The sequence below is a fragment of the Paraclostridium sp. MRS3W1 genome (assembly GCF_032465715.1).
Classification (GTDB): Bacteria; Bacillota; Clostridia; order Peptostreptococcales; family Peptostreptococcaceae; genus Paraclostridium; species Paraclostridium dentum.
On the sequence record NZ_JAWDJM010000189.1, the window covers coordinates 1 to 19,592 of the forward strand.

Consider the following 19,592-nt stretch of genomic DNA (forward strand, 5'->3'; position numbering starts at 1 on the left):
AAAATCAAAGTTTAGAGGTAGCATTTAATAGTTTAAAAACTCAAGCAGATGGAACGAAGACAGTTACAGAAAATAACTCAACAACTATAACTGTTATGCAAGGTAAAATTACAACTGCTATAAATAACACTCAAATAGTTAAAGATGGGCAAACTATACTACTTAAGGATGATTACAATCGAACTGTTGCTACTGTAAATAGTATGAATAGTACAATAGGAAGTCATACAACACAACTAAATGAGGCAACAGGTAAAATAGAAAATGTTGAAACTAAAGTTAATACAGTAGAAAGAGATTTAAATAGTATTACAGCTAGAGTATCTTCAACAGAAACTAATATAAGTACTGTTAACATCCTTGCTAACAATGCTAATAATAAGGCTCTTTCAGCAGAGCAATTAGCGAAATCTATGGCAGATAGTAAAATGATTTTTATAGATCCTAATTTTAGACAAGGATATAATAATGTTTCTTTATATAATAATGCTAACAACGGAAATGTTACCATAACTAGAATTACTAAAATTCCAGATTGTCCAACTACTTCTACACATTGTTTAGAAATAAAACATATTGGGGCAGGTAGCCCTGGTTTTGGAGGTTTCTATCAAAATATAGCATCTAGGTCAAATGCTGTTTTTATTCAAAAGTTTATAGCTAAATTACCTACTGGATATACGTTGAATACTGCATCTAATTCTATGGGAACTGGGTATACAGATAAATGGTTAACCCCTAATCAAGGTACTGATAAATGGGAAACTTACATAAGAGAAGTTAGATGTGGGGCTACTGGAACTTTTTCTAATGGAGGTCATGTTTATGTGTCTGGATCTACAACACCAACTACATCATCGCCATTAGTTTGGTATTTAGCATATTGTACTTGTTTTGATTTAACTGATAATGATGAAACTGTGAACTCATTAAAGACAGAAATTTCTACTACTACAAGTAAAGTATCTAGTATAGAAGCTAGTTTGACTAGTATCACTAGTAGAGTTTCTAATGTAGAGAGTAAGCAAACTACTACAGATGGTAAAGTAGTTTCTTTAGAAACGTGGAAAAAAGAAGCAGAGCAGAAAATAACAGATGCTTCTATCGTATCTATAGTGTCAAAGCAATTTTACTCAAAAGGAGAAACTGATAGTAAATATACAACTCAATCCCAACTTACTCAATTAGTGGATAGTTTTGAGTTTAAATTTACTAATAATACAAATGATAATCTACTTAAAAACTCTGCCTTTTTAAATGACTTGAAATCATGGGGTAAAAATAGTGGTGGTAATATTACGATTTATTCAGATAGTAATTTCAAAGAAGGAAATTCTATAAAACTTGACTTAACTCAAGAAAATCAAGGATTATTTCAAACCGATATTGATTGCTCAAATGGATTAGCTATAAGAATATATGCTAATGCATCTAGGCCTATAGATATTCGTTTTGGCATAGAAGGTGTATTAACTCAAATTGTGAGAATAGGAGATGGTTCTTGGAAAGAATTAAAACTTATAATACCTCCTACCTCTAATACGGGAGCTTTTATATTTTATACAAAAGCAGGTGGGTCACATACTATATATGCAAATAGATTTAAAGTTCAAACTGGAAATAGTTGTACTCCTTGGAGTAGCCATCAGAGTGAAGTTTATTCTACTGTAACTAAAATAGATACAGATGGGATTCATATGGATTGTGTAGAGGCAAATAACCGAGTTGATATAGATACAGGTGGAATGTATATAACTGATAAATCTACTAATCAAAGACTTTTAAATGCAACTGGGTATGGAATAACTGTTAGAGGTGGCAGATTTTATGTTGATGATCCTAAAAATGGCTACACTTTGCTTTGGGGTAGAGATATAGTTATCAATGGAGGAAGAGCAGTTGTTGGAACTAACTTCAACCCAGAATCACCACTTGCTCCAAATAAAATGTATCTTAACTACAATAATGACTTCAAAAATGGAGTTGAGATAGGAGGAAAATTAACTAACAATGGTAAAGATATTCTTGCTGTAATAAATATGATGAAGCAAGAAAGTGGATACTTACACTTAACTAATGGAATGATTCTTCAATGGGGAAGATTAAGTTCTACTATAGCTAATGGAGATACAGTTCAAGCAACTGTGGGATTTCCAATAGGATTCCCCACTAAATGTTGTTCTGTATCTGCAACAATAACTGGAGTAGATGGGCAAGGTGATTTAGCAGCTAGATATAATGGAGCATTAAAGGTTGTGAATAATTCATATGGAGTATTCTTTGCAAGAAACGTAACTCCTGAAAAATGGGGTTCTACTATGGAAATAAGTTATATAGCCATTGGCTATTAAGGGAGATTTTATGAATGAAAAAGTAAAAGAACATATGATAGATGTTCACGAAAAACGTATTAATAATCATTCTGAAAGAATAGATAAACTAGAACAAAGCGATGTAAAAAGAGATATACAAATAGAAAACTTATGTAAGAGTATAGAAGGACTTACAGCTTCGATTGAATGGGCTTTAGGCTTATTTGCAGGAAGTTTTGTTGGGTTCTTTTTTTATGCAGTACAAAATCATTTATTTAAATAAAAGGAGAGATTGATTATGAAGAAAAGATTTAAAAATCCATACTTTTGGTTAGGATTAGGTGGAGTTATATTTTCATCAGCTGGAGTTGATTTTAACACTTTAACAAGTTGGAACTTATTAGGAGAAGCTTTATTAAATATATTAGCTAATCCAGTTGCAGTTGTGGCTATAGCAGCTGCTATTACAGGAGTATTTGTAGACCCTAGTACAAAAGGTTTAAAAGATAATAAATAAATTTAAAATAATTTATTAATAATGTTTAAATTATTTACCAATAAAAGGCTATTGATTTGACTGGATACAGTCTTTTTTTATTGTCTTTTTAAATAAAATAATATAAAAAAATTAGGAGGATTTAATTATGAAAAAGAATATGACAGATGCAGGACATGGAGGATATGATTCAGGAGCTCCAGGGGTACATGGATGTTTAGAAAAGGATATAGTTTTAGATATAAATAACAGAGTAGAGACATACTTAAAAAGTCAAGATATAGAAAATACAAATACTAGAACTACAGATGTATTTGTAACTTTAAATGACAGAACTAATAGAGCTAACAGCTTAGGAGTAAATTCATTTGTATCTATGCATTGTAACTCTTCAGACAACTCAAGTGCTCAAGGACTAGAAACTTATTGCTATAAATTTGCATATAGACCTTTAGCTGATGTTATACACTCAGAGTTAATATCAGATGGACTTTATACTAAGAATAGAGGTGTTAAGGAGGGTAACTTACATGTTATTAGAGAAACTAACATGGATGCTTGTTTAGTTGAATTAGGCTTTATAACTAATGAAGAAGATTATAATTTAATAATGAACAATAAAGATAGATTTGCTAAAGCTATAGCTAAAGGTATATGTAAGTTTAATGGAGTTACTTGGAAAGAATCTGGATCACTAGGTGAAGAATTTGCAAATGGAGATTACTCAGGAAGAAAAGCTAGAGTTACAGCAGATGTTTTAAATGTAAGATGGGATAGAGGTACTGAATATGATATTATAGGACAAGTTAAAAATGGTTATATAGTTAACTTACAATACTGCCTAAATGATTGGGTAAGTATAGAAGGGTTTAATGGTAATAAAGGACTTGGTTATGTTAATACTAATTATTTAGAACTTTTATAGAAGTTTTAAATAAACTCTGTTATTAAGATAATTAACAATAAATGTATGCAGAATATATTGAGATTTATTAGTTAATTATCTTAATAATAAAGAAAAGTTTATACAAATTCAATTTTTAATAATTTAGTATATTACAAAAATTAAAATATTTGATGAGGCTTTTTATTTCCAAGTATTGTAAAAGTATACAAAATAACTTAATATAATATATGTTAAGTGTGAATACAACTTAAAATAAAGGGTAAGGAGCAATATAATGTCAAAAAAAATTAACTATGAGTTTTTACTACTACAATCTATAGGGATTATATTAGTTGTTTTAGGCCATAAAGGGGGAGTGTCCCTGTTTTCAGAGTGGTTTCCTATATACTCATTTCACATGCCATTATTTATTTTTATATCAGGATACTTTTACAGAACAAATAATGAAGAAGATTTAAGAACTTATATAGTAAAAAAATTCAAAAGTCTAATGATACCATATTTTATATGGAATTTTATATATGGAATAATAGTAAATATATTACTGTATTATAATATAGTTGACTTTGGGACAAGCATTAACTTTAGATCATTATTTATAGATCCTTGGATAACAGGACATCAATTTGGATTAAATGTGGCAACTTGGTTTGTTCCAGCATTATTTATAATTCAGATTATTTATGTGGCATTAAGAAAAGCATTTACGTATATTAAATTTAACAATGAATATTTTATTTTAAGTATTCTTATGATTATAGGTGCTATAGGGGTAGCATTTGCTAACAAAGGATATACAGGAGATAAATACTTAACTATTGTTAGGACTATGTTTTTGATTCCATTCTATCAAATGGGATACTTATATAAAATAAAGTTAGAAAATAAATACAATATTAATAGTATAGTGTATTTTATAATTTTATTTATAGTTCAATTTATATTATTTAAAAAATATAGTCAATTACCATTTAGTGCAGTATTTTGTAATGAGTTTAACAGAGACAACATATTTTTGCCTTATTTAACATCTATAACAGGAATTATGTTTTGGCTAAGAATATGTAAAATTTTAGTGTCTTCAGTAGGTGAAAATAAAATTACAAAATATATAGGAAGCAACACTTTTACAATTATGACCCATCACCAGTTTGTATTTTTTTTAATGAACCTATTCTTTGCTAGCACAGCAAATATTTTAAATTTAGAAGGATTTAATTTTGATCAGTTTAGAACTAATATTTGGTATGCTTATGATGCAGGAGATCAGAGGTTTTTAGTATTTTATGTAATAGCAGGAGTATCGGTACCCTTAATTGTAAAGCTATATACGGAAAAAATTATGAGGAATGAAAAAATACAACTTATTAAGAGTTCTTTTTTATCAAAGTTTAATAAACGCACTTTTAATAAGTATGATCTAGATTAATATAAAATAATAAATAAAAAAAGGCTAGGATAAATCCTAGCCTTTTTTATTTTTTTAAATTAAGATGATTCCTATATAGGACATATAAATTTGAATAAAAAACCAGGGCATTCATGTGTAAGTCCTGGTTACTTTTTATTATATTCCAAGTAATTGTTTTTTATTTTTGTCAAATTCTTCTTTAGTTATAGCATCTATATCTAATAACTCTTTATATTCCTTTATCTGTTGAGGAATAGATTTTTCTTTAATATCTATATTAGATTTATTTCCTAAATTATCTATATCAAGAGTATCTTCAAGCATTGCTTTGAATCGATTTAGCCCCTTTAATATTTCGTTGTATTTTATTTGAGCTTGATTAGTTTCATATGATGAATACCTAAAAATTAGTTCTTCTGTACATTCATTTGTGTGAATATATACAATTATTGATTCAATAAGCTCTTTATTGTAATTTGTTGTGTGTTGATATGAAGTCCCTTTTATTGCTTTATTGACTCTAATGTCTACATTAATTGTAGAATCGAAATTTATAATTTTTTCAATTGCAAAATTATTATATCCGATTAAAATCGATTTATCTTTAAGAACAATTAACTGACTATCATAACTATATTTACTTAAGTTAATATCTATATTTTTGACTCCTCCAATTCTATCAATAACATATTTACTTCTATCTACGCTTGAAGCATCCATTTCAGATTGAGCTGATTTTTTCGTAGAAATTTCTGAGTAAATTATATATACACCTAATACAATCCATATAGATCCATACATATTAACTTTAATTACAACAGCTAATCCAAATAATATTGCCAATATGCCGTATACCAATTTTATATACCCCCTTATGTATAATCACATATACCTATTTTTACTGATTCCATTATACAATATCAAACTTATAATATTAAAATCAACAAATATATGGAATTTTATGTTAAAAATGGAGTGAGATATAGTTTGAATTTAAGTTTTTAAAACTTTTTAAAGAAATAAAAAGAAATAAAAGTATAATTTTCATGTAAAAATAAGAAAGATGTCCTTCAGGATACATCTTTTTATAGTTCTAAATATCCAATAGCATTATAAAGAGATAAGTATTTGATATTTTTACTGTCATCATAGAACTGATTATTGGTTATCAGTTCTATGATGACAGTTATCTTAATCTAGTTTTGGATTTATTACAATATCCAATTTTGACTTTTTAGAACCGGGTTCTTTATAGTAATCAATATAATCTATAACAGACCTTAATAAATCATTTCTTTCGCTCATTAAATCAGTTTTATAGTAAAGATCAAGTACATCTTCAACAGAAGGAATAATATCATCTATTGATACATTTACCTTTTGTTCTTTAGCTATGTCTTTTTTTACTGATTCAATATTAAATTTATTAGTTTCAATTTTATCAGTTAAAGTTTTTGATCTATCTAAATAAGTATCAACATCATATATTCCTCGTTCTAATAAGTTATGCAGATTTTCTTTTTGCTTAACTAAAGTTTCATATTCAGAATTAAGGTTTTTAAGCAATTTATTATAAGCATCTAAATTAGAATTAGAATTATCAATTGAAGGTATATTTTTAAAATTAGTTTTATAAACCTTCACCCATTCTCGAAGTTGTTTGATTACTTCTTCTTCAACTATGTAAAGTTTAGATCCTCTATTCATACCGCAATTAGTACATCTAATAAATTTCTCATAAACATTTTTAGAAGTGGAACTTCTAGCTAGCATTTTATGACCGCAACAACGACAAATAATCAGACCGGCAAGTGGATTAGTTATTTCTTTAAATACGGGAGTCGGTAAAATTGCATTTCCTTTCAAGACACGCTGAGCCTTATTCCAAATATCTTCACTTATTATAGGATCATGTAGGCCCTTTGATTCTATAATTTCATCCTGACTTCGTGGTTTAGAAGATGTTTTTGTTCTTTCAATTTTATTCCAAACAACATAGCCTGCATAAGTTTTATTTTTTATTATATCCCGTACACCTTTTTCATACCATGAGCGACCTGTAGTTGTTTTTAAACCTAAAGAGTTGAGATGATTAGCAACTTTAGATGCTCCATTTCCATCAGTATATAACTTAAAAATAAGTTTAACTACATTAGCTTTTTCTTCATCTATAACCATCGACTTTTTGCCATTTTCATCAAATATAAACTTATAACCATAAGGAGGTTTAGAAGCTATAAATTTGCCCTCTTCAACGCTTTTTATTCTACCTCTTTGCATACGTCTAGTTATTAATTTAAGCTCCTTACGAGCCATAAATGCTTCAAATTCAGAATACTCTTCATCAAATTCATTAGTTAAATCATATGTTTTTCTAGGCGTTATAATTTTAGTTTTAGATTTTTTAAATGTTTCAAGTATAAGACCTTGGTCCTGCATATTACCTCTACCAAGTCTATCTATATCCATAACTAAAACAGAATCATAGAAGTTATTCTTTACTTCTTCTAAAAGTTCTAACATTTTAGGTCTATAAGCGATGCTTTCACCAGATACTAGTTCTTCTTTTATTTCTACTATATTTAAATTTTGTTCTTTTGCTACTTTTAATAGAGTAGATCTGTGTCTACTTAACGTTTCAAATTCACCTTGTTTTTCTGCTTCTTCATCTGAACGAGATTTTCTTAAGTAAATACAAGTTTTCAAGACAAACGCCCCCTTTTATATGTATAAATATAATATTATATTAAAATATATATTAGTAAACTGCAATGATTAATCGAAAGTATGTTCTTTTTTGATAGGAAAATAAATAAAAAAACTTTAAATGACAAATTTTTACAAAATACGATTTTTAACTTTGGTATACTATTTGTTATAAGAAATAAAATATGGAGGTTTTTATGATAAAAAAAAGAATAAAAAGCATACTTATTATGTCTATGCTAGTTGTAGGATTAACTGGATGTGCAAAAGAAGTTAAACAAGGGTCTGTAGAAGCTAATAAGCAGACTAAGCAAGAAGAATCAACAAATGATAATACCGCAAAAGTTGTAAAAGAAAATGGTATGGTGAAAACACCTGTTTTCACAAATAAAAATCTTAACTTATCAGGAGAAGTAGGCGGAGTAAAATATAATTATAAAGAAGTTCAGATTTCTGACGTAAAACTCGAAACAGAGGAAGCAGCTTCTATGTTTGATGCTAAAAAAGGTGATGAAGTTGTAGCAATTGTATTTAAGGCTGAAGTAGAAAATACTAATGATAAAGACGTTAGTTTTTATATAGACCAATCAAAGTTAATTACTAATACAAAACAACAAGTTGAGCCTAATATGATTTTAAGTGACGATGTAGGCGGAGATTTATTAGGAAAAGTAAAAAAAGAAGGAAATATAATTTATATATTAAAAAATGATAAAGCTAAAGATTTAAAAACTCTAGAGCTAAGAATAGATGCTCCTGTAGATGCTAATACATTTGAATCTTTAGGAGATAATGTTAAGTTAAATTTAAATGTTAATTAATAAAATAAAAAAAGATGTAGGATAACAACTACATCTTTTTTATTTTATATCTATTAACTCAATAATTCTAAATGTTGGAGAAAATGATATGTTATAATTATCTATTTGAGTAGATACCCCATATTTACTCTTATAGCACTCCAAGGTTTCCTCTAAAAAGGAGATTGTTACATCTAAAAATTCAGCCATCTCTTCTTTAGATCTGCAACGATTTTTCCATGCATTAATAAGCCCATTCAATCCAATTAACTTATCATATGAAAACAACCTAGCTTTATATTCTTGCTTTGAGTTTGATATATCATTTAAATCCAATATATTTCCATAGCTTGTATAGTGGTGAGACAGTTCTTCAGCCAATACACAGGCTTTTTCTTTATTTGTAGTTAATCTATTTTTATTAATAGCAATTTTACCATCATAGTATAAACCATCAGAATTAGATTTAAGACCGACCTCTTTTAAAATTATATTATTTTCATATGCCTCTTGTTGTAACTCCTCATATATATTCACATAATTCACCTAGCTTTTACCAATTATCCATATCTTCTATGTCTTGCATAATTTTATCCATTTCACCGTGCTCAGTTAAATGATCGTTATGAGCAGCTATTGTTTTTATATCAGAGGATGATGGATCTTTTATGTAAGATGGAATAAGAGTCAATTCAGAGACTCTTTTAATTGCTTCATCTTTTCCAGTTTCATTAAGATTATTAAAACTATTTAGCAACTTACGTTCTTTAATAGATATTGTATTTTTATTTTGTATATTTAAATTTTTATTATTGATATCTTCCCAACCCATTAAATATGCTGGTGATATATCTAAAGCATTTGCAAATTCTTTTAGCTTTTCAATATCTAAACTTTTTATATGACCATCCTCATATCTCTTTATAGTACTTTCATGCAAGTTTACCTTTCTTCCTAAATCAACTCTAGACATTTTTAAGTTTTTTCTAGCATTGAAAATTTTGAGACCTACATCTGCATTGAAATCAGTCATTTCAACAACTCCTTACAATAGTGATTTTAATTATATATTATAGCAAACTTTAATAGGATGCAAGAAAAATTAATCAAAAACAAAAAAAACTTGCATAAAAGTATTGACAGTAAATAAAAACAAGACTATTATTAAAATATAACTTGCATGGGATGCAAGAAAAAAGGGGGTGGATACATGAAGCTAGATAAAGTTAAAGGCAAGCTTAGAGAAAATAACATAACATATGATGAATTTTCTTCGATGATTGGAATGAGTGTAACAACATTTAATAATAAAATAAATGGTAAGAATAGGTTTTATATTGATGAAATAAAAAAAATATCAAAAATATTAAACTTTACAGACGAAGAAAAAATAGATATTTTTTTAAATTGAAACTTGCATGATATGCAAGATAAAGAGGGAGGTTAATATGGATAACTTACAGATTTTCAACAATAGTGAATTTGGTCAAATAAGAGTAATAGAAAAAGAAGGAAAAATACTTGCCGTTGGGAGTGATGTAGCAAAGTCACTAGGATACTCAATACCAAGTAAGGCAGTAAATACACATTGTAAAGGGGTTTCCAAAATGGAAGTACCTACAAATGGTGGAACTCAAGAGATGTTAGTAATAACAGAAGGAGATATATACAGATTAATTTCAAAGTCTAAATTACCAAGTGCAGAAATATTTGAAAGTTGGGTATTTGATGATGTTCTGCCACAAATAAGAAAAACAGGTGGATACATACCAACCAATGAAGAAGAAGATGAAACTGAAATATTAGCAAAAGCTGTAATGATAGCACAAAAGACAATAGAGAAAAAAGATGAATTATTAAAAGAAAAGACTAGGGAGCTTGAAGAAAAGAATAAGTTCATAAACCAAATAGCATCATCACAAAATACATTGTTGGTTAGAGAGGTAGCAAAGGTAATTTCATCTAAAGAAGGTGGAATAGTTATAGGAGAGAAAAAACTATATCAAAAGTTAAGAGATTGGGAATTAATATTTAAAAATAAAAATGAACCTCAGCAAAGATATATAAAGCAAGGTTTATTTGAGCTAACAGAAGGTGTAAGAAATACATCAACAGGAACTTTTACATATCAAACCATGAGAGTTACAGGCAAAGGTCAAGAATATATATTAAATAGATTATTAAAAGAAGAACAAATAAATAGCCAGTGGGCATAGGAGGTAGACTATGATAAAGCATTATATAACAAAGTACAAAGAGAATAACCAAAGATACGCAGAAGCATGGATACAATTAAATTTATTTAATAAAACATTCTGCATATCTAGGAAAAAAATTAAACTTTAATTATTTTTTAGTCCACTTATTTCCAGGTTTTTGAGTTGGAGGTAGTCTATCTCCAGAATCAATATTAACAACTCTTGGATTATTAACTTGACCACCTCTAGGACCGACTTCAACATAAGTACCAGAAGGCTTATTATCGGTACCTGGTTTAATTAGTTCTTTCATAAATAACACCACCTTTTAATTATATTTGGAATATTATTCCATAAAATATTATATCAAAAACAAATTACAAAAAGTTACATAAAAATACAAAATATAAATAGATGATAATAAATCAAGGAGGAATTATGACAGTTAAATTAGACTTAAAAAAATTAAAACTAGTAGTTATAAGTAGAGGATACTCAGTCAATGAAATAGCAGAAAGAGCAGGATTAGCAAGGCAAACAATATCAAGGCTATTAAATAATGAAAAGTCAGTTAGAACATCTACAGCAGGAAAACTAGCTAAAGCTTTAGAGATAGATATTGAAAGCATAATTCTAGAATAGGACAATTTTAGAAATTCATATAATTTATAAAGGGGATGAGGAGTTTGAAAAGAGGTATTTTTAAAACAGAAACAGAGAGAGCAACAATAACTATTGTACCTCCACATATTAGATTAGGAAGAGAACAAACGCAAGAAGAAATAGATGAAATATTACAACAGATAAATTTAGTAAATTATAGGATTGCTTCAAGATTATATAAAGAAGGAAAACTAGCTACTAATAAATAGTAGCTATATACATAAATTTGGGACAAGGAGATAAATAAATGAATATGAATAAAACTTTATTTGAATTAACTATAGGAGACTGTATAGAACTTTACACTAAGAAAAATTGGGTTTTAGTTTATGCAGATGGACAGTTTGCAGGAATGGAACTTGAGAGAAAGTAGGTGATTGATAATGAGTTCTAATGAAAACATAAAAGAGTTATTAAAAACTATGTTAAGTATAAAAAAAGAAATGCAAATTTTAGAAAACTCAATAAAAGGAGCTACAAAACTTGATGATTTGGATTATGTAGAAACTGATTTTGAAGATTTAAAAGACCAGATTTTAATACTAGAAGAAGAATTAGAAGAATGGAATGAAGCTGAAGGTAAATTTCAAACATCACAAATAGACCAAGAACCAATAAGCTGCGACACTTATGAATTAGGTCCTTGGCAATAACAAGAATTAATAGGAGGATACCATATTATGAATGAAATTGCAACTCTATCTCAAAGTGAAAGATTTAGAAAGTATTTAGATGCAAAAGTAATAGCGGATACGAAACTAATGTCAAAAGAAGAATGGCTTAAAAGTAGACAAGCAGGAATTGGGGGAAGCGATGCATCTGCAATAGCAGGTTTAAATCCTTGGAAAAGCTCAATACAGCTATACATGGATAAAAAAGAAGATAATCCAAAAGAAATTAAATCTCTAAGGATGGAACTAGGAAATAGATTAGAGGGAGTAGTAGCAGAATTATTTACAGAAGAAACTGGATTAAAAGTAAGAAATGTAAATGGAATACTTAAGAACGAACAATATCCATTTGCACTAGCAAATATAGATAGAGCAATAGTTGGAGAAAAAGCCTTTTTAGAGTGTAAGACAACTAACTCATTTGCACTTAAAGAATGGGAAGAAGGAGTACCTCCACATTATGAAATACAATGCTTACACTACATGGCAATAACAGGAGCAACACACTGCTATATAGCAGCACTAATAGGTAATAGTGATTTTATATGGCACAAGATAGAAAGAGATCAAGAAACTATAGATTACCTTATGCAAATAGAAAACGAGTTTTGGGAAGAAAACATATTAAAAGATACAGTCCCTTTACCAGATGGAACAGATGCTTACTCAGAGTATTTAAAAGAAAAGTATAAGAAATCAAATGGACAAGAAATAGAATTGCATTTATTAAAGGGTGGACCACAAAAGCTTTTAAGATATGACGAAATAGTTTCAGATATAAAGACTCTTGAAAGTGAAAAGAAACTTATAGAGCAAGAAATACAACTTCATATGGAAGAGTTTGAGGTTGCAAAGATAGGTAATAGAAAAATAACTTGGAAAAACTCAAGTAGAACTTCTATAGATAGTAAAAAGTTAAAATCTGAAATGCCAGAAATAGCAGAACAATTTATGAAAACTAGTACTTCAAGAACTTTTAGAATAAATAAATAAAAAAGGATGGTAAATAAAAATGGCAGATTTAAAAAATAAATTAGCAAATAAAGCATCAGGAACAGTAACTAAAACAAGTCCTAATGCAGGGATGAAACAATTAATGAAAAGTATGTCTAAAGAAATAGAAGCAGCGCTACCAAGTCATATGTCTAGTGAAAGATTTCAAAGGGTTGCTCTTACAGCTTTCGGAAATAATCCAAAACTTATGAATTGTGATCCTATGAGTTTTATAGCTGCAATGATGGATTCAGCTCAATTAGGATTAGAACCAAATACTCCGCTAGGACAAGCGTATTTAATACCATATGGAACGAAAGTTCAATTTCAAGTTGGATATAAAGGATTATTAGAATTAGCCTTAAGAAGTGGAAAAATAAAGACTCTATACGCTCATGAGGTTAGAGAAAATGACACATTCGAAGTTAAATATGGATTACATCAAGATTTAATACATGAACCAGTTTTAAAAGGTAATAGAGGTGAAGTAATAGGATATTATGCAGTTTACCACTTAGATACAGGAGGACATAGTTTTGTATTTATGACAAAAGATGAAGTTTTAGAACATGCAAAAGGAAAAAGTAAAACTTTTAATAATGGACCTTGGCAAACAGACTTTGATGCAATGGCAAAGAAAACAGTTATAAAACAGCTTTTAAAGTATGCTCCACTAAGCATAGAAATGCAAAAGGCAGTAAGCTCAGATGAAACGGTTAAATCTAAAATAGATGAAGATATGAGTTTAGTAGTAGACGAATCAGATTCTATAGAAGCTAACTTCGAGATAAAAGAAGATGAAGATGGACAATTAGATGTGGATCTAAAGTAATGGGATTCATAAAAGAAGTAGGAGTATACTACTTGCTCTTACTTCTACTGATAGCAATTAACAAAAGAAGAAGGTGAGATAAATGGCTAATAAAAAATACTACTGGCTAAAGCTAAAAGAAGATTTCTTTAGGCAGAAAGAAATTAAAAAACTTAGAAGAATAGCCGGTGGAGACACTTACACGATAATATATTTAAAAATGCTTCTACTAGCTTTGAAGAATGACAATAAATTATATTTTGAAGGAGTAGAAGAAGATTTCGCAGATGAACTTGCATTAGAGCTTGATGAAGATGAAGAAAATGTAAAAATGACATTAGCCTTTTTACAAAACCAAAGATTAATAGAAATGATAAGTGAAGATGAATATGTATTACCTCAGTGTAAAAGTATGACAGGTGTTGAAAGCTCTAGTGCTGAGCGTGTTCGTAGACATAGATTAAAGCAAAAAGAACAGGAAAAAGCGTTACAATGTAACACTGATGTAACCGACAGTAACAAAAATGTAGCGACAGAGATAGAGACAGAGACAGAGAAAGAGATAGATATAGAACAACAACATATAAAACCGGTTGTTGTTGATAACGAAATAGAAAGAAGCTTAGTTATTGTTGAATTAAAAAAAGCTTATAACCAACTTGGAGATAAAGACATAAAAAAAATAGCTGATACGTTATCAGCTAAAAGGGAGAATTACGACTTAGACTATCTCAAAGAAAAGATTGAGCTTTCTAAGAGACAATCTAATATTAGAAATCTAGTCGGATTTCTTATAAAGGCAATAAATAAAGATTTTACTAGTGAAAGTATATCCAACTTTGATAAAAGTAATTCAGATAGAAAGCAAAATCCTAAAGTTCATAATTTTATCGGTAGTGATGGTTATAGTAAGTATTCTGAGGAAGAACTTGAAAAAATGATATTAGAAAATCAAAAACATAAATTTAAATAGGGAAGATTAATCCCTTCTGGAGAATAAGGGGGAATAAGAAATGGATCACACTAACATATATGATTTTGAATTGACAGATAATTATATGGCTTTGTTAGCTTGTATATTAAATCCAAAATTAAGCATAGGAAAAGCTGTAAAATATATAACTTTAGAAGATGTAAAAGATAAAAATGGCGGGGAATATAGACAACCGAGTAAGCCAAGAAAGAAACATAAATATAGAGTCAAGGTAATAGATGAAGTTGAAAACAAAGAATATGATTTTGATAACTTAACAGATTGCTGCGAGTTTTTAAATATAAGAAGAGCGGATATAACAACTTATATAAAACTTAATAGAAGATTTAAAAAGAGATACAGAATAATAGGTTTAGATCCTATAAGGAAAGTTATTAGAAAGCCTTTGATAGTTGAAGATACTATAAATAATAAAACTATGGAGTTTGAAAGTGTAAATAAAGCATGTAAATATTTAGGAGCTACTAGACACGCAGTAAATGAAGTTATAGCAGCTGGGAGATTATTTAGAAAAAGATACAAAATCACATATAAAGAGGGGGTTGGGAGTAATGAGTAAAGTCATTGATTTAAACTATGTAAAAAAAGAACAAAAAAGCTTTATAGAACATTTAAAAAGTGTTGAAGGTATAAATTATCAAGAAGATAAATTTCAGGTACCTATGTGGCTCACATTAGCTTTGATTAGTGAATTGATAGAGGTACTTAATGAAACTAAGATACATAAATGGTGGGACAGACTTCCAGTTAATGAAGAGAAGCTAAAAGAAGAATTGTCGGACCTACTAAGTCACATAGGCAACTTAGCAAATGAATTAGATGCAGATTTAATAGTAACTGTTGATGAAGTTCAAACAACTAGCTTAGAAAGACAGTTTATATATTTAGCTTATAAGATAACAACATTGCCCTGGAAAAAGATGTTTGGTAGACATAAGCTAGATACTTTAACAATTAAATATGTAGAACTTGTATATTCATTAGGATTAGATATGGATCAGATAAAAGAAGCTTACTTTAAGAAGATGGACAAGAACTATCTAAATCCTAAGTTTATGGAGAGTTGATATGAAAAAAGAAACTACTATAACAAGTATAAAAGATACATTCTTTAAGGCAAGTGATGACAAAACATATCCTAATTATATGGCATTAGCACAGTGTATATGTGGAAAAGAGATAAACGGAGAAATAAGGTATCCAATTAGCCCAGATAAGGTAATGACTGCCTGGGGAATAAAAGGTAGAGAAGAATAGGGGGAGTGAGTAGCAGATGAAAATAAAATTACCATTTGTTTTAAGGAGTACTTATGAAAGAGAAACTAATGAGTTAGTTTCAGATATAAAGGTTTTAGAAGGTGTAAAAGATGCATCTAATAAAAAGATAGAAAGTTTAAAGTCAGATTTACAAGAACTTAAAGATTTAAGTTACTTGACAGTTAGAGAGAAATATAGAGAGATTGAGGAATTAAAACTAGAGCTAGAAAAAAGAGACAAGCAAATCAAAGGTATGGAATGGTGCATCCAGGAGAGAGACAAAGAACTAGATAAGGTAAAAATATTTAATATGGATCTATACAAGAAAGTTGAGTTAGCAGGTGAAATGTATAGACAGTTTAAAGATAGGGTTGATAAGGCTTGCGAGATTGAGTTTGTAACTAGAACTATCACACATGAAGATATTAAGAAGTTTATGAAAGTAGAAGATATAATCCATCTATACGCTCTGGTAGGGATTGCAGGCAAATAGTTATGATTGGATATTACAGATGATAATTAAATTATAAATAAAAATTAGATATGTAAGACATAAAAAACAGTAAAGCGGGATTTTATTTTCCCGCTCCACCTATAATCTGTCTAAGCTTATTTGAGCTGTCATAACCTGAAGAAAATGAAACAATAGCATCAATTAAATTATCAGCATCTTTAGTTTCAAAATATGCTTTTAGCCTACTTAAAGAAATTTTATAATAATTTAATATGGATTGCATAGATAGAATTACATCATTATCTCTTTGAGGAAGTTTTGCTGTTTCAGCAGTTAAAGTGTTAATTGCTGCTTCTATAAATTTAATATCCTTTTCAACTTTATCTTCTTTATAGTTTCCTGCAGCTACATATTTAATTAGAAGGTACATATTATTATCAATCAATTCTAGGTCTTTAATCAATCGATTGCTAACCGGAACAGGAGCAGAAACATTACAAGCATTAGAAAAACTTATAGTGCTTGTAAATAAAATTAAAGTTATAGCAAAAACAATATTTAGCTTTTTCCAAGACATAAATTCACATCCTTTTTACAAGTAGTATATGTAGAAATAAGTAAATTATAGGTTTGGAAAATTTTAAATAAAATTTAATAATTTAAGGAGATTGATATGAAAGTTAATTTTACGATAGATGGGGAAGCAAAAGGAAAAGAGCGCCCAAAATTTTCAACTCAAAATGGTAGAGCATTTACACCAGAGCAAACTAAGCATTATGAAAATTGGGTAAAGTTATTATACAGAACTACAGTTAAGCACTACTTTGAAGGTAATGTGAAAATGTCTATAGTTTGTTATTACGGAATTACTAAAAAAGATATAAATGCTATAGCTAAAAATAATATAAAAACTAAAGAGTTTAAAGAAGCTAGAGCTAAGTTAGATGGAGTTATAAGACCAACTAAGAAACCAGATTTAGATAATGTTATAAAGGTTATAGCTGATAGCTTAAATGGAATAGCTTATAAAGATGATGCACAGATTGTGGAGGTAGTTTCGAAGAAGTTCTATAGTGATAGACCTCGTGTGGAAGTTACAATAGAAGAGTTAGCTTAATATGGAGGGGAATTATTTATGGACAAAAAAGAATTATTTAAAAAAGTTGAAGGTAAACTATACAATTATAAATATTTAGAAATGCAAATCAATAACATAGAATTAGATATAAAAAAAGAGAAAATGAAATATAGAGGTTGTGGAGCTATAAGCTATGATGAAAGAGTAGGAGTAACTTACAATATATCTAGAACCGTAGAGAATGAAGTTATAGCTAAAGAAAAAAGAATATCTAAGTTAATGCAAAATAAATTAGAAAAAGAAATAGAAAAGCAGAAAATAGAAAATGCATTGAGTTGTTTAGATGCAAATGAAACTAACTTCTTTGAGTTACTTTATAATAGTAAACCTAAAAACAATATGAAATATATAAGTATGAAACTACATATGGATAGAAGTCATTGTTATACAGTTAGGGAAAGATTAGTGTATAAAATAATGGGAATGCTATATCCAACATATGAAAATTTACCATTATTTAACGAAACCAACACTTTGACTACACTTTAACTACAAAGTGAAGATTTTTTAGGGGTTTAAAGGTGATATTATGTTAATATAGGCAACTTAGGACAACCTAAGTTTGCTACTCCCTAATAAACCCCTTTTTATATAAAATGACCAGGGTTCCCTCCCCTGGTAACGTGCAAGTAAGAGTATTAGTTGGTGCAACTCCAACAACTTGTTAAAACATTGGACTATAATGTTAAAAATAAATGAGAGTTATAGGAGTAGGTTAATGCTACTTATCTAATTCCTTAGGATAAAGTCTATATTAATTTCTAGTCTTTTTATTCTTTGGTAAATAAGTCAATACATAATTTTAAGTTAATACATCTAATCAGTGAATTGAAAAAAATGGAGATAAATGGTATTATATGTATGGTAAATGGGGAAAATAAATTTTAGGAGGAGTATAATGCCATATATATATTTATCTAAAGTGAATTTTAATTCAAGGATATATGATGTTCATGATAAGAAGTTGTCATTAGAAAAGATATTAGACGAATTATACGAAAACATAAATGATAATAGCAAGAGTTATAAGAAAGATTCGGTATGTAGATATAATGACTCTTTAGGTAAAGAACATAAAAAAGAAGTGCAAGAAGAATATTTATTTAATAAAATAAAAAAAGATGAAAGTGAAAAAATTATAACTGGTGATTTAGTTAGAATTAATCCTAGAGTTATATCGGAATTCGATAAGGAAAAGAAAGATAGTGTATTAATTGAGAGAAATGAATCGACAGAAATATATTTTTACTTTGATGTTAAAAATGAATTAATTTGCTTCTGTACAAGAAATAAATTTGGATATAATCAATTTAATGAAGCTTTTAAGAATTTATTAAACTTGAATGTAAAGGGTTATGGATTTGAAGTTTTTCTAAAAAAAGATAAAGGTAAGGTGGAAGAAGGTATTAAGAGGTTTAAGCGTGTAGACAAAGTAGTTGGTACTATAATACCACCTAACGCTAATGGTAGTGATATAGAAGAACTTATAAAAGATTCATCTATGTATAAAGCTGCGAAAATAAAAAAGGCTAGAGTTGAATATGAAGCATCTACTGAATCTTCCGAAGGATTAGATATGAGAGCGCCTATAATGCAACAATTAGTAAAATCAGCATCTAATGGATATGGAGACTTAAATATACACGGAAGGACTAATGATGATAGTGATGAAGTATTTAGATCTAATAAAGATGCTGCGATAAGTACGACTATAGAAGAGGATTATACAGAAGAGGATTTTATACAACGAGTGAAGAAATTTATTATTAAATTTGTATAAA

The 19,592-nt window shown here is 28.6% G+C and carries 28 protein-coding genes; 22 read left to right on the plus strand and 6 right to left on the minus strand.

The window, feature by feature from the left end; all coding sequences use genetic code 11:
• The 5 genes from RWY47_RS16240 to RWY47_RS16260 form a co-directional block, all read left to right on the plus strand.
• Nucleotides 1-2,351: gp53-like domain-containing protein (locus RWY47_RS16240; RefSeq protein ID WP_332843906.1), on the plus strand; the 2,351-nt coding region annotated here is incomplete at its 5' end.
• A 10-nt stretch (nt 2,352-2,361) separates the two neighbouring features.
• Nucleotides 2,362-2,595 carry a hemolysin XhlA family protein gene (locus RWY47_RS16245; RefSeq protein ID WP_224171223.1) on the plus strand — a complete coding sequence of 78 codons (234 nt, stop codon included), beginning with the start codon at nt 2,362-2,364 and terminating at the stop codon, nt 2,593-2,595.
• A 15-nt stretch (nt 2,596-2,610) separates the two neighbouring features.
• Entirely contained in the window at nt 2,611-2,829 is a 219-nt protein-coding gene (locus RWY47_RS16250) for a phage holin (RefSeq protein WP_224171224.1), read from the plus strand.
• 127 nt (nt 2,830-2,956) lie between these two features.
• Nucleotides 2,957-3,733, plus strand: coding sequence for an N-acetylmuramoyl-L-alanine amidase (locus RWY47_RS16255; RefSeq protein ID WP_224171225.1), 777 nt, complete (start codon nt 2,957-2,959; stop codon nt 3,731-3,733).
• Between the two features lie 256 nt (nt 3,734-3,989).
• Nucleotides 3,990-5,144, plus strand: a complete 1,155-nt coding sequence (locus RWY47_RS16260) for an acyltransferase family protein (RefSeq protein ID WP_224171226.1) — start codon at nt 3,990-3,992, stop codon at nt 5,142-5,144.
• 138 nt (nt 5,145-5,282) lie between these two features.
• On the opposite strand, the gene RWY47_RS16265 is transcribed toward RWY47_RS16260, so the two are convergent.
• Together RWY47_RS16265 and RWY47_RS16270 are read right to left on the minus strand one after the other, a co-directional pair.
• Complete coding sequence (locus tag RWY47_RS16265; protein WP_224171227.1) at nt 5,283-5,984, minus strand: hypothetical protein; 702 nt, start codon at nt 5,982-5,984, stop codon at nt 5,283-5,285.
• Nucleotides 5,985-6,317: 333 nt separating this feature from the next.
• Entirely contained in the window at nt 6,318-7,832 is a 1,515-nt protein-coding gene (locus RWY47_RS16270) for a recombinase family protein (protein WP_224171208.1), read from the minus strand.
• Nucleotides 7,833-8,029: 197 nt separating this feature from the next.
• Here RWY47_RS16270 and RWY47_RS16275 point away from each other — a divergent pair, with 197 nt between their 5' ends.
• Nucleotides 8,030-8,653: a hypothetical protein gene (locus RWY47_RS16275; RefSeq protein ID WP_195945856.1), complete on the plus strand. Its 624-nt coding sequence runs from the start codon at nt 8,030-8,032 to the stop codon at nt 8,651-8,653.
• Nucleotides 8,654-8,692: 39 nt separating this feature from the next.
• On the opposite strand, the gene RWY47_RS16280 is transcribed toward RWY47_RS16275, so the two are convergent.
• Complete coding sequence (locus tag RWY47_RS16280) at nt 8,693-9,169, minus strand: ImmA/IrrE family metallo-endopeptidase (protein ID WP_195337037.1); 477 nt, start codon at nt 9,167-9,169, stop codon at nt 8,693-8,695.
• A 16-nt stretch (nt 9,170-9,185) separates the two neighbouring features.
• On the minus strand, nt 9,186-9,665 hold the full coding sequence (locus RWY47_RS16285; protein WP_224171207.1) for a helix-turn-helix domain-containing protein: 480 nt from the start codon (nt 9,663-9,665) through the stop codon (nt 9,186-9,188).
• Between the two features lie 177 nt (nt 9,666-9,842).
• On the opposite strand from RWY47_RS16285, the gene RWY47_RS16290 reads away from it, so the two are divergent.
• The gene (locus RWY47_RS16290; RefSeq protein WP_055329086.1) at nt 9,843-10,043 is read left to right on the plus strand and encodes a helix-turn-helix domain-containing protein; all 201 of its coding nucleotides are present in this window, start codon (nt 9,843-9,845) and stop codon (nt 10,041-10,043) included.
• A 37-nt stretch (nt 10,044-10,080) separates the two neighbouring features.
• Entirely contained in the window at nt 10,081-10,848 is a 768-nt protein-coding gene (locus RWY47_RS16295; RefSeq protein WP_224171206.1) for a phage antirepressor KilAC domain-containing protein, read from the plus strand.
• Between the two features lie 130 nt (nt 10,849-10,978).
• On the opposite strand, the gene RWY47_RS16300 is transcribed toward RWY47_RS16295, so the two are convergent.
• Entirely contained in the window at nt 10,979-11,143 is a 165-nt protein-coding gene (locus RWY47_RS16300; RefSeq protein ID WP_224171205.1) for a YjzC family protein, read from the minus strand.
• A gap of 125 nt (nt 11,144-11,268) precedes the next feature.
• On the opposite strand from RWY47_RS16300, the gene RWY47_RS16305 reads away from it, so the two are divergent.
• From RWY47_RS16305 to RWY47_RS16355, 11 genes are all read left to right on the plus strand, one after another.
• Nucleotides 11,269-11,472, plus strand: a complete 204-nt coding sequence (locus RWY47_RS16305) for a helix-turn-helix domain-containing protein (protein ID WP_224171204.1) — start codon at nt 11,269-11,271, stop codon at nt 11,470-11,472.
• Between the two features lie 44 nt (nt 11,473-11,516).
• Complete coding sequence (locus RWY47_RS16310; protein ID WP_035118896.1) at nt 11,517-11,702, plus strand: hypothetical protein; 186 nt, start codon at nt 11,517-11,519, stop codon at nt 11,700-11,702.
• Between the two features lie 38 nt (nt 11,703-11,740).
• Entirely contained in the window at nt 11,741-11,866 is a 126-nt protein-coding gene (locus tag RWY47_RS16315) for a hypothetical protein (RefSeq protein WP_264319150.1), read from the plus strand.
• A 10-nt stretch (nt 11,867-11,876) separates the two neighbouring features.
• Nucleotides 11,877-12,146, plus strand: coding sequence for a hypothetical protein (locus RWY47_RS16320; RefSeq protein WP_224171203.1), 270 nt, complete (start codon nt 11,877-11,879; stop codon nt 12,144-12,146).
• Between the two features lie 27 nt (nt 12,147-12,173).
• Nucleotides 12,174-13,157, plus strand: coding sequence for a YqaJ viral recombinase family nuclease (locus RWY47_RS16325; protein WP_224171202.1), 984 nt, complete (start codon nt 12,174-12,176; stop codon nt 13,155-13,157).
• 19 nt (nt 13,158-13,176) lie between these two features.
• Nucleotides 13,177-13,989, plus strand: coding sequence for a recombination protein RecT (gene recT, locus RWY47_RS16330; RefSeq protein WP_224171201.1), 813 nt, complete (start codon nt 13,177-13,179; stop codon nt 13,987-13,989).
• Nucleotides 13,990-14,071: 82 nt separating this feature from the next.
• A complete protein-coding gene (locus RWY47_RS16335; RefSeq protein ID WP_224171200.1) occupies nt 14,072-14,941 on the plus strand; it encodes a phage replisome organizer N-terminal domain-containing protein in 870 nt (289 codons plus the stop codon).
• Nucleotides 14,942-14,981: 40 nt separating this feature from the next.
• Nucleotides 14,982-15,521 carry a hypothetical protein gene (locus tag RWY47_RS16340; protein WP_224171199.1) on the plus strand — a complete coding sequence of 180 codons (540 nt, stop codon included), beginning with the start codon at nt 14,982-14,984 and terminating at the stop codon, nt 15,519-15,521.
• On the plus strand, nt 15,514-16,029 hold the full coding sequence (locus tag RWY47_RS16345) for a dUTP diphosphatase (RefSeq protein ID WP_224171198.1): 516 nt from the start codon (nt 15,514-15,516) through the stop codon (nt 16,027-16,029). The genes RWY47_RS16340 and RWY47_RS16345 overlap by 8 nt, the downstream gene beginning before the upstream one ends.
• A gap of 1 nt (nt 16,030) precedes the next feature.
• Nucleotides 16,031-16,219, plus strand: a complete 189-nt coding sequence (locus tag RWY47_RS16350) for a hypothetical protein (protein WP_150842747.1) — start codon at nt 16,031-16,033, stop codon at nt 16,217-16,219.
• Between the two features lie 16 nt (nt 16,220-16,235).
• The gene (locus RWY47_RS16355; protein ID WP_224171197.1) at nt 16,236-16,712 is read left to right on the plus strand and encodes a hypothetical protein; all 477 of its coding nucleotides are present in this window, start codon (nt 16,236-16,238) and stop codon (nt 16,710-16,712) included.
• An 82-nt stretch (nt 16,713-16,794) separates the two neighbouring features.
• Here RWY47_RS16355 and RWY47_RS16360 read toward each other — a convergent pair whose 3' ends face one another.
• On the minus strand, nt 16,795-17,250 hold the full coding sequence (locus tag RWY47_RS16360; protein WP_035118887.1) for a hypothetical protein: 456 nt from the start codon (nt 17,248-17,250) through the stop codon (nt 16,795-16,797).
• Between the two features lie 96 nt (nt 17,251-17,346).
• Between RWY47_RS16360 and RWY47_RS16365 the strand changes: the two genes are divergently transcribed.
• The 3 genes from RWY47_RS16365 (at nt 17,347) to RWY47_RS16375 (ending at nt 19,591) form a co-directional block, all read left to right on the plus strand.
• On the plus strand, nt 17,347-17,790 hold the full coding sequence (locus RWY47_RS16365; RefSeq protein WP_224171196.1) for a RusA family crossover junction endodeoxyribonuclease: 444 nt from the start codon (nt 17,347-17,349) through the stop codon (nt 17,788-17,790).
• A gap of 18 nt (nt 17,791-17,808) precedes the next feature.
• Entirely contained in the window at nt 17,809-18,300 is a 492-nt protein-coding gene (locus tag RWY47_RS16370; RefSeq protein ID WP_224171195.1) for a hypothetical protein, read from the plus strand.
• A 409-nt stretch (nt 18,301-18,709) separates the two neighbouring features.
• Nucleotides 18,710-19,591: a hypothetical protein gene (locus tag RWY47_RS16375; RefSeq protein WP_224171194.1), complete on the plus strand. Its 882-nt coding sequence runs from the start codon at nt 18,710-18,712 to the stop codon at nt 19,589-19,591.
• Nucleotide 19,592: the final 1 nt, after the last annotated feature.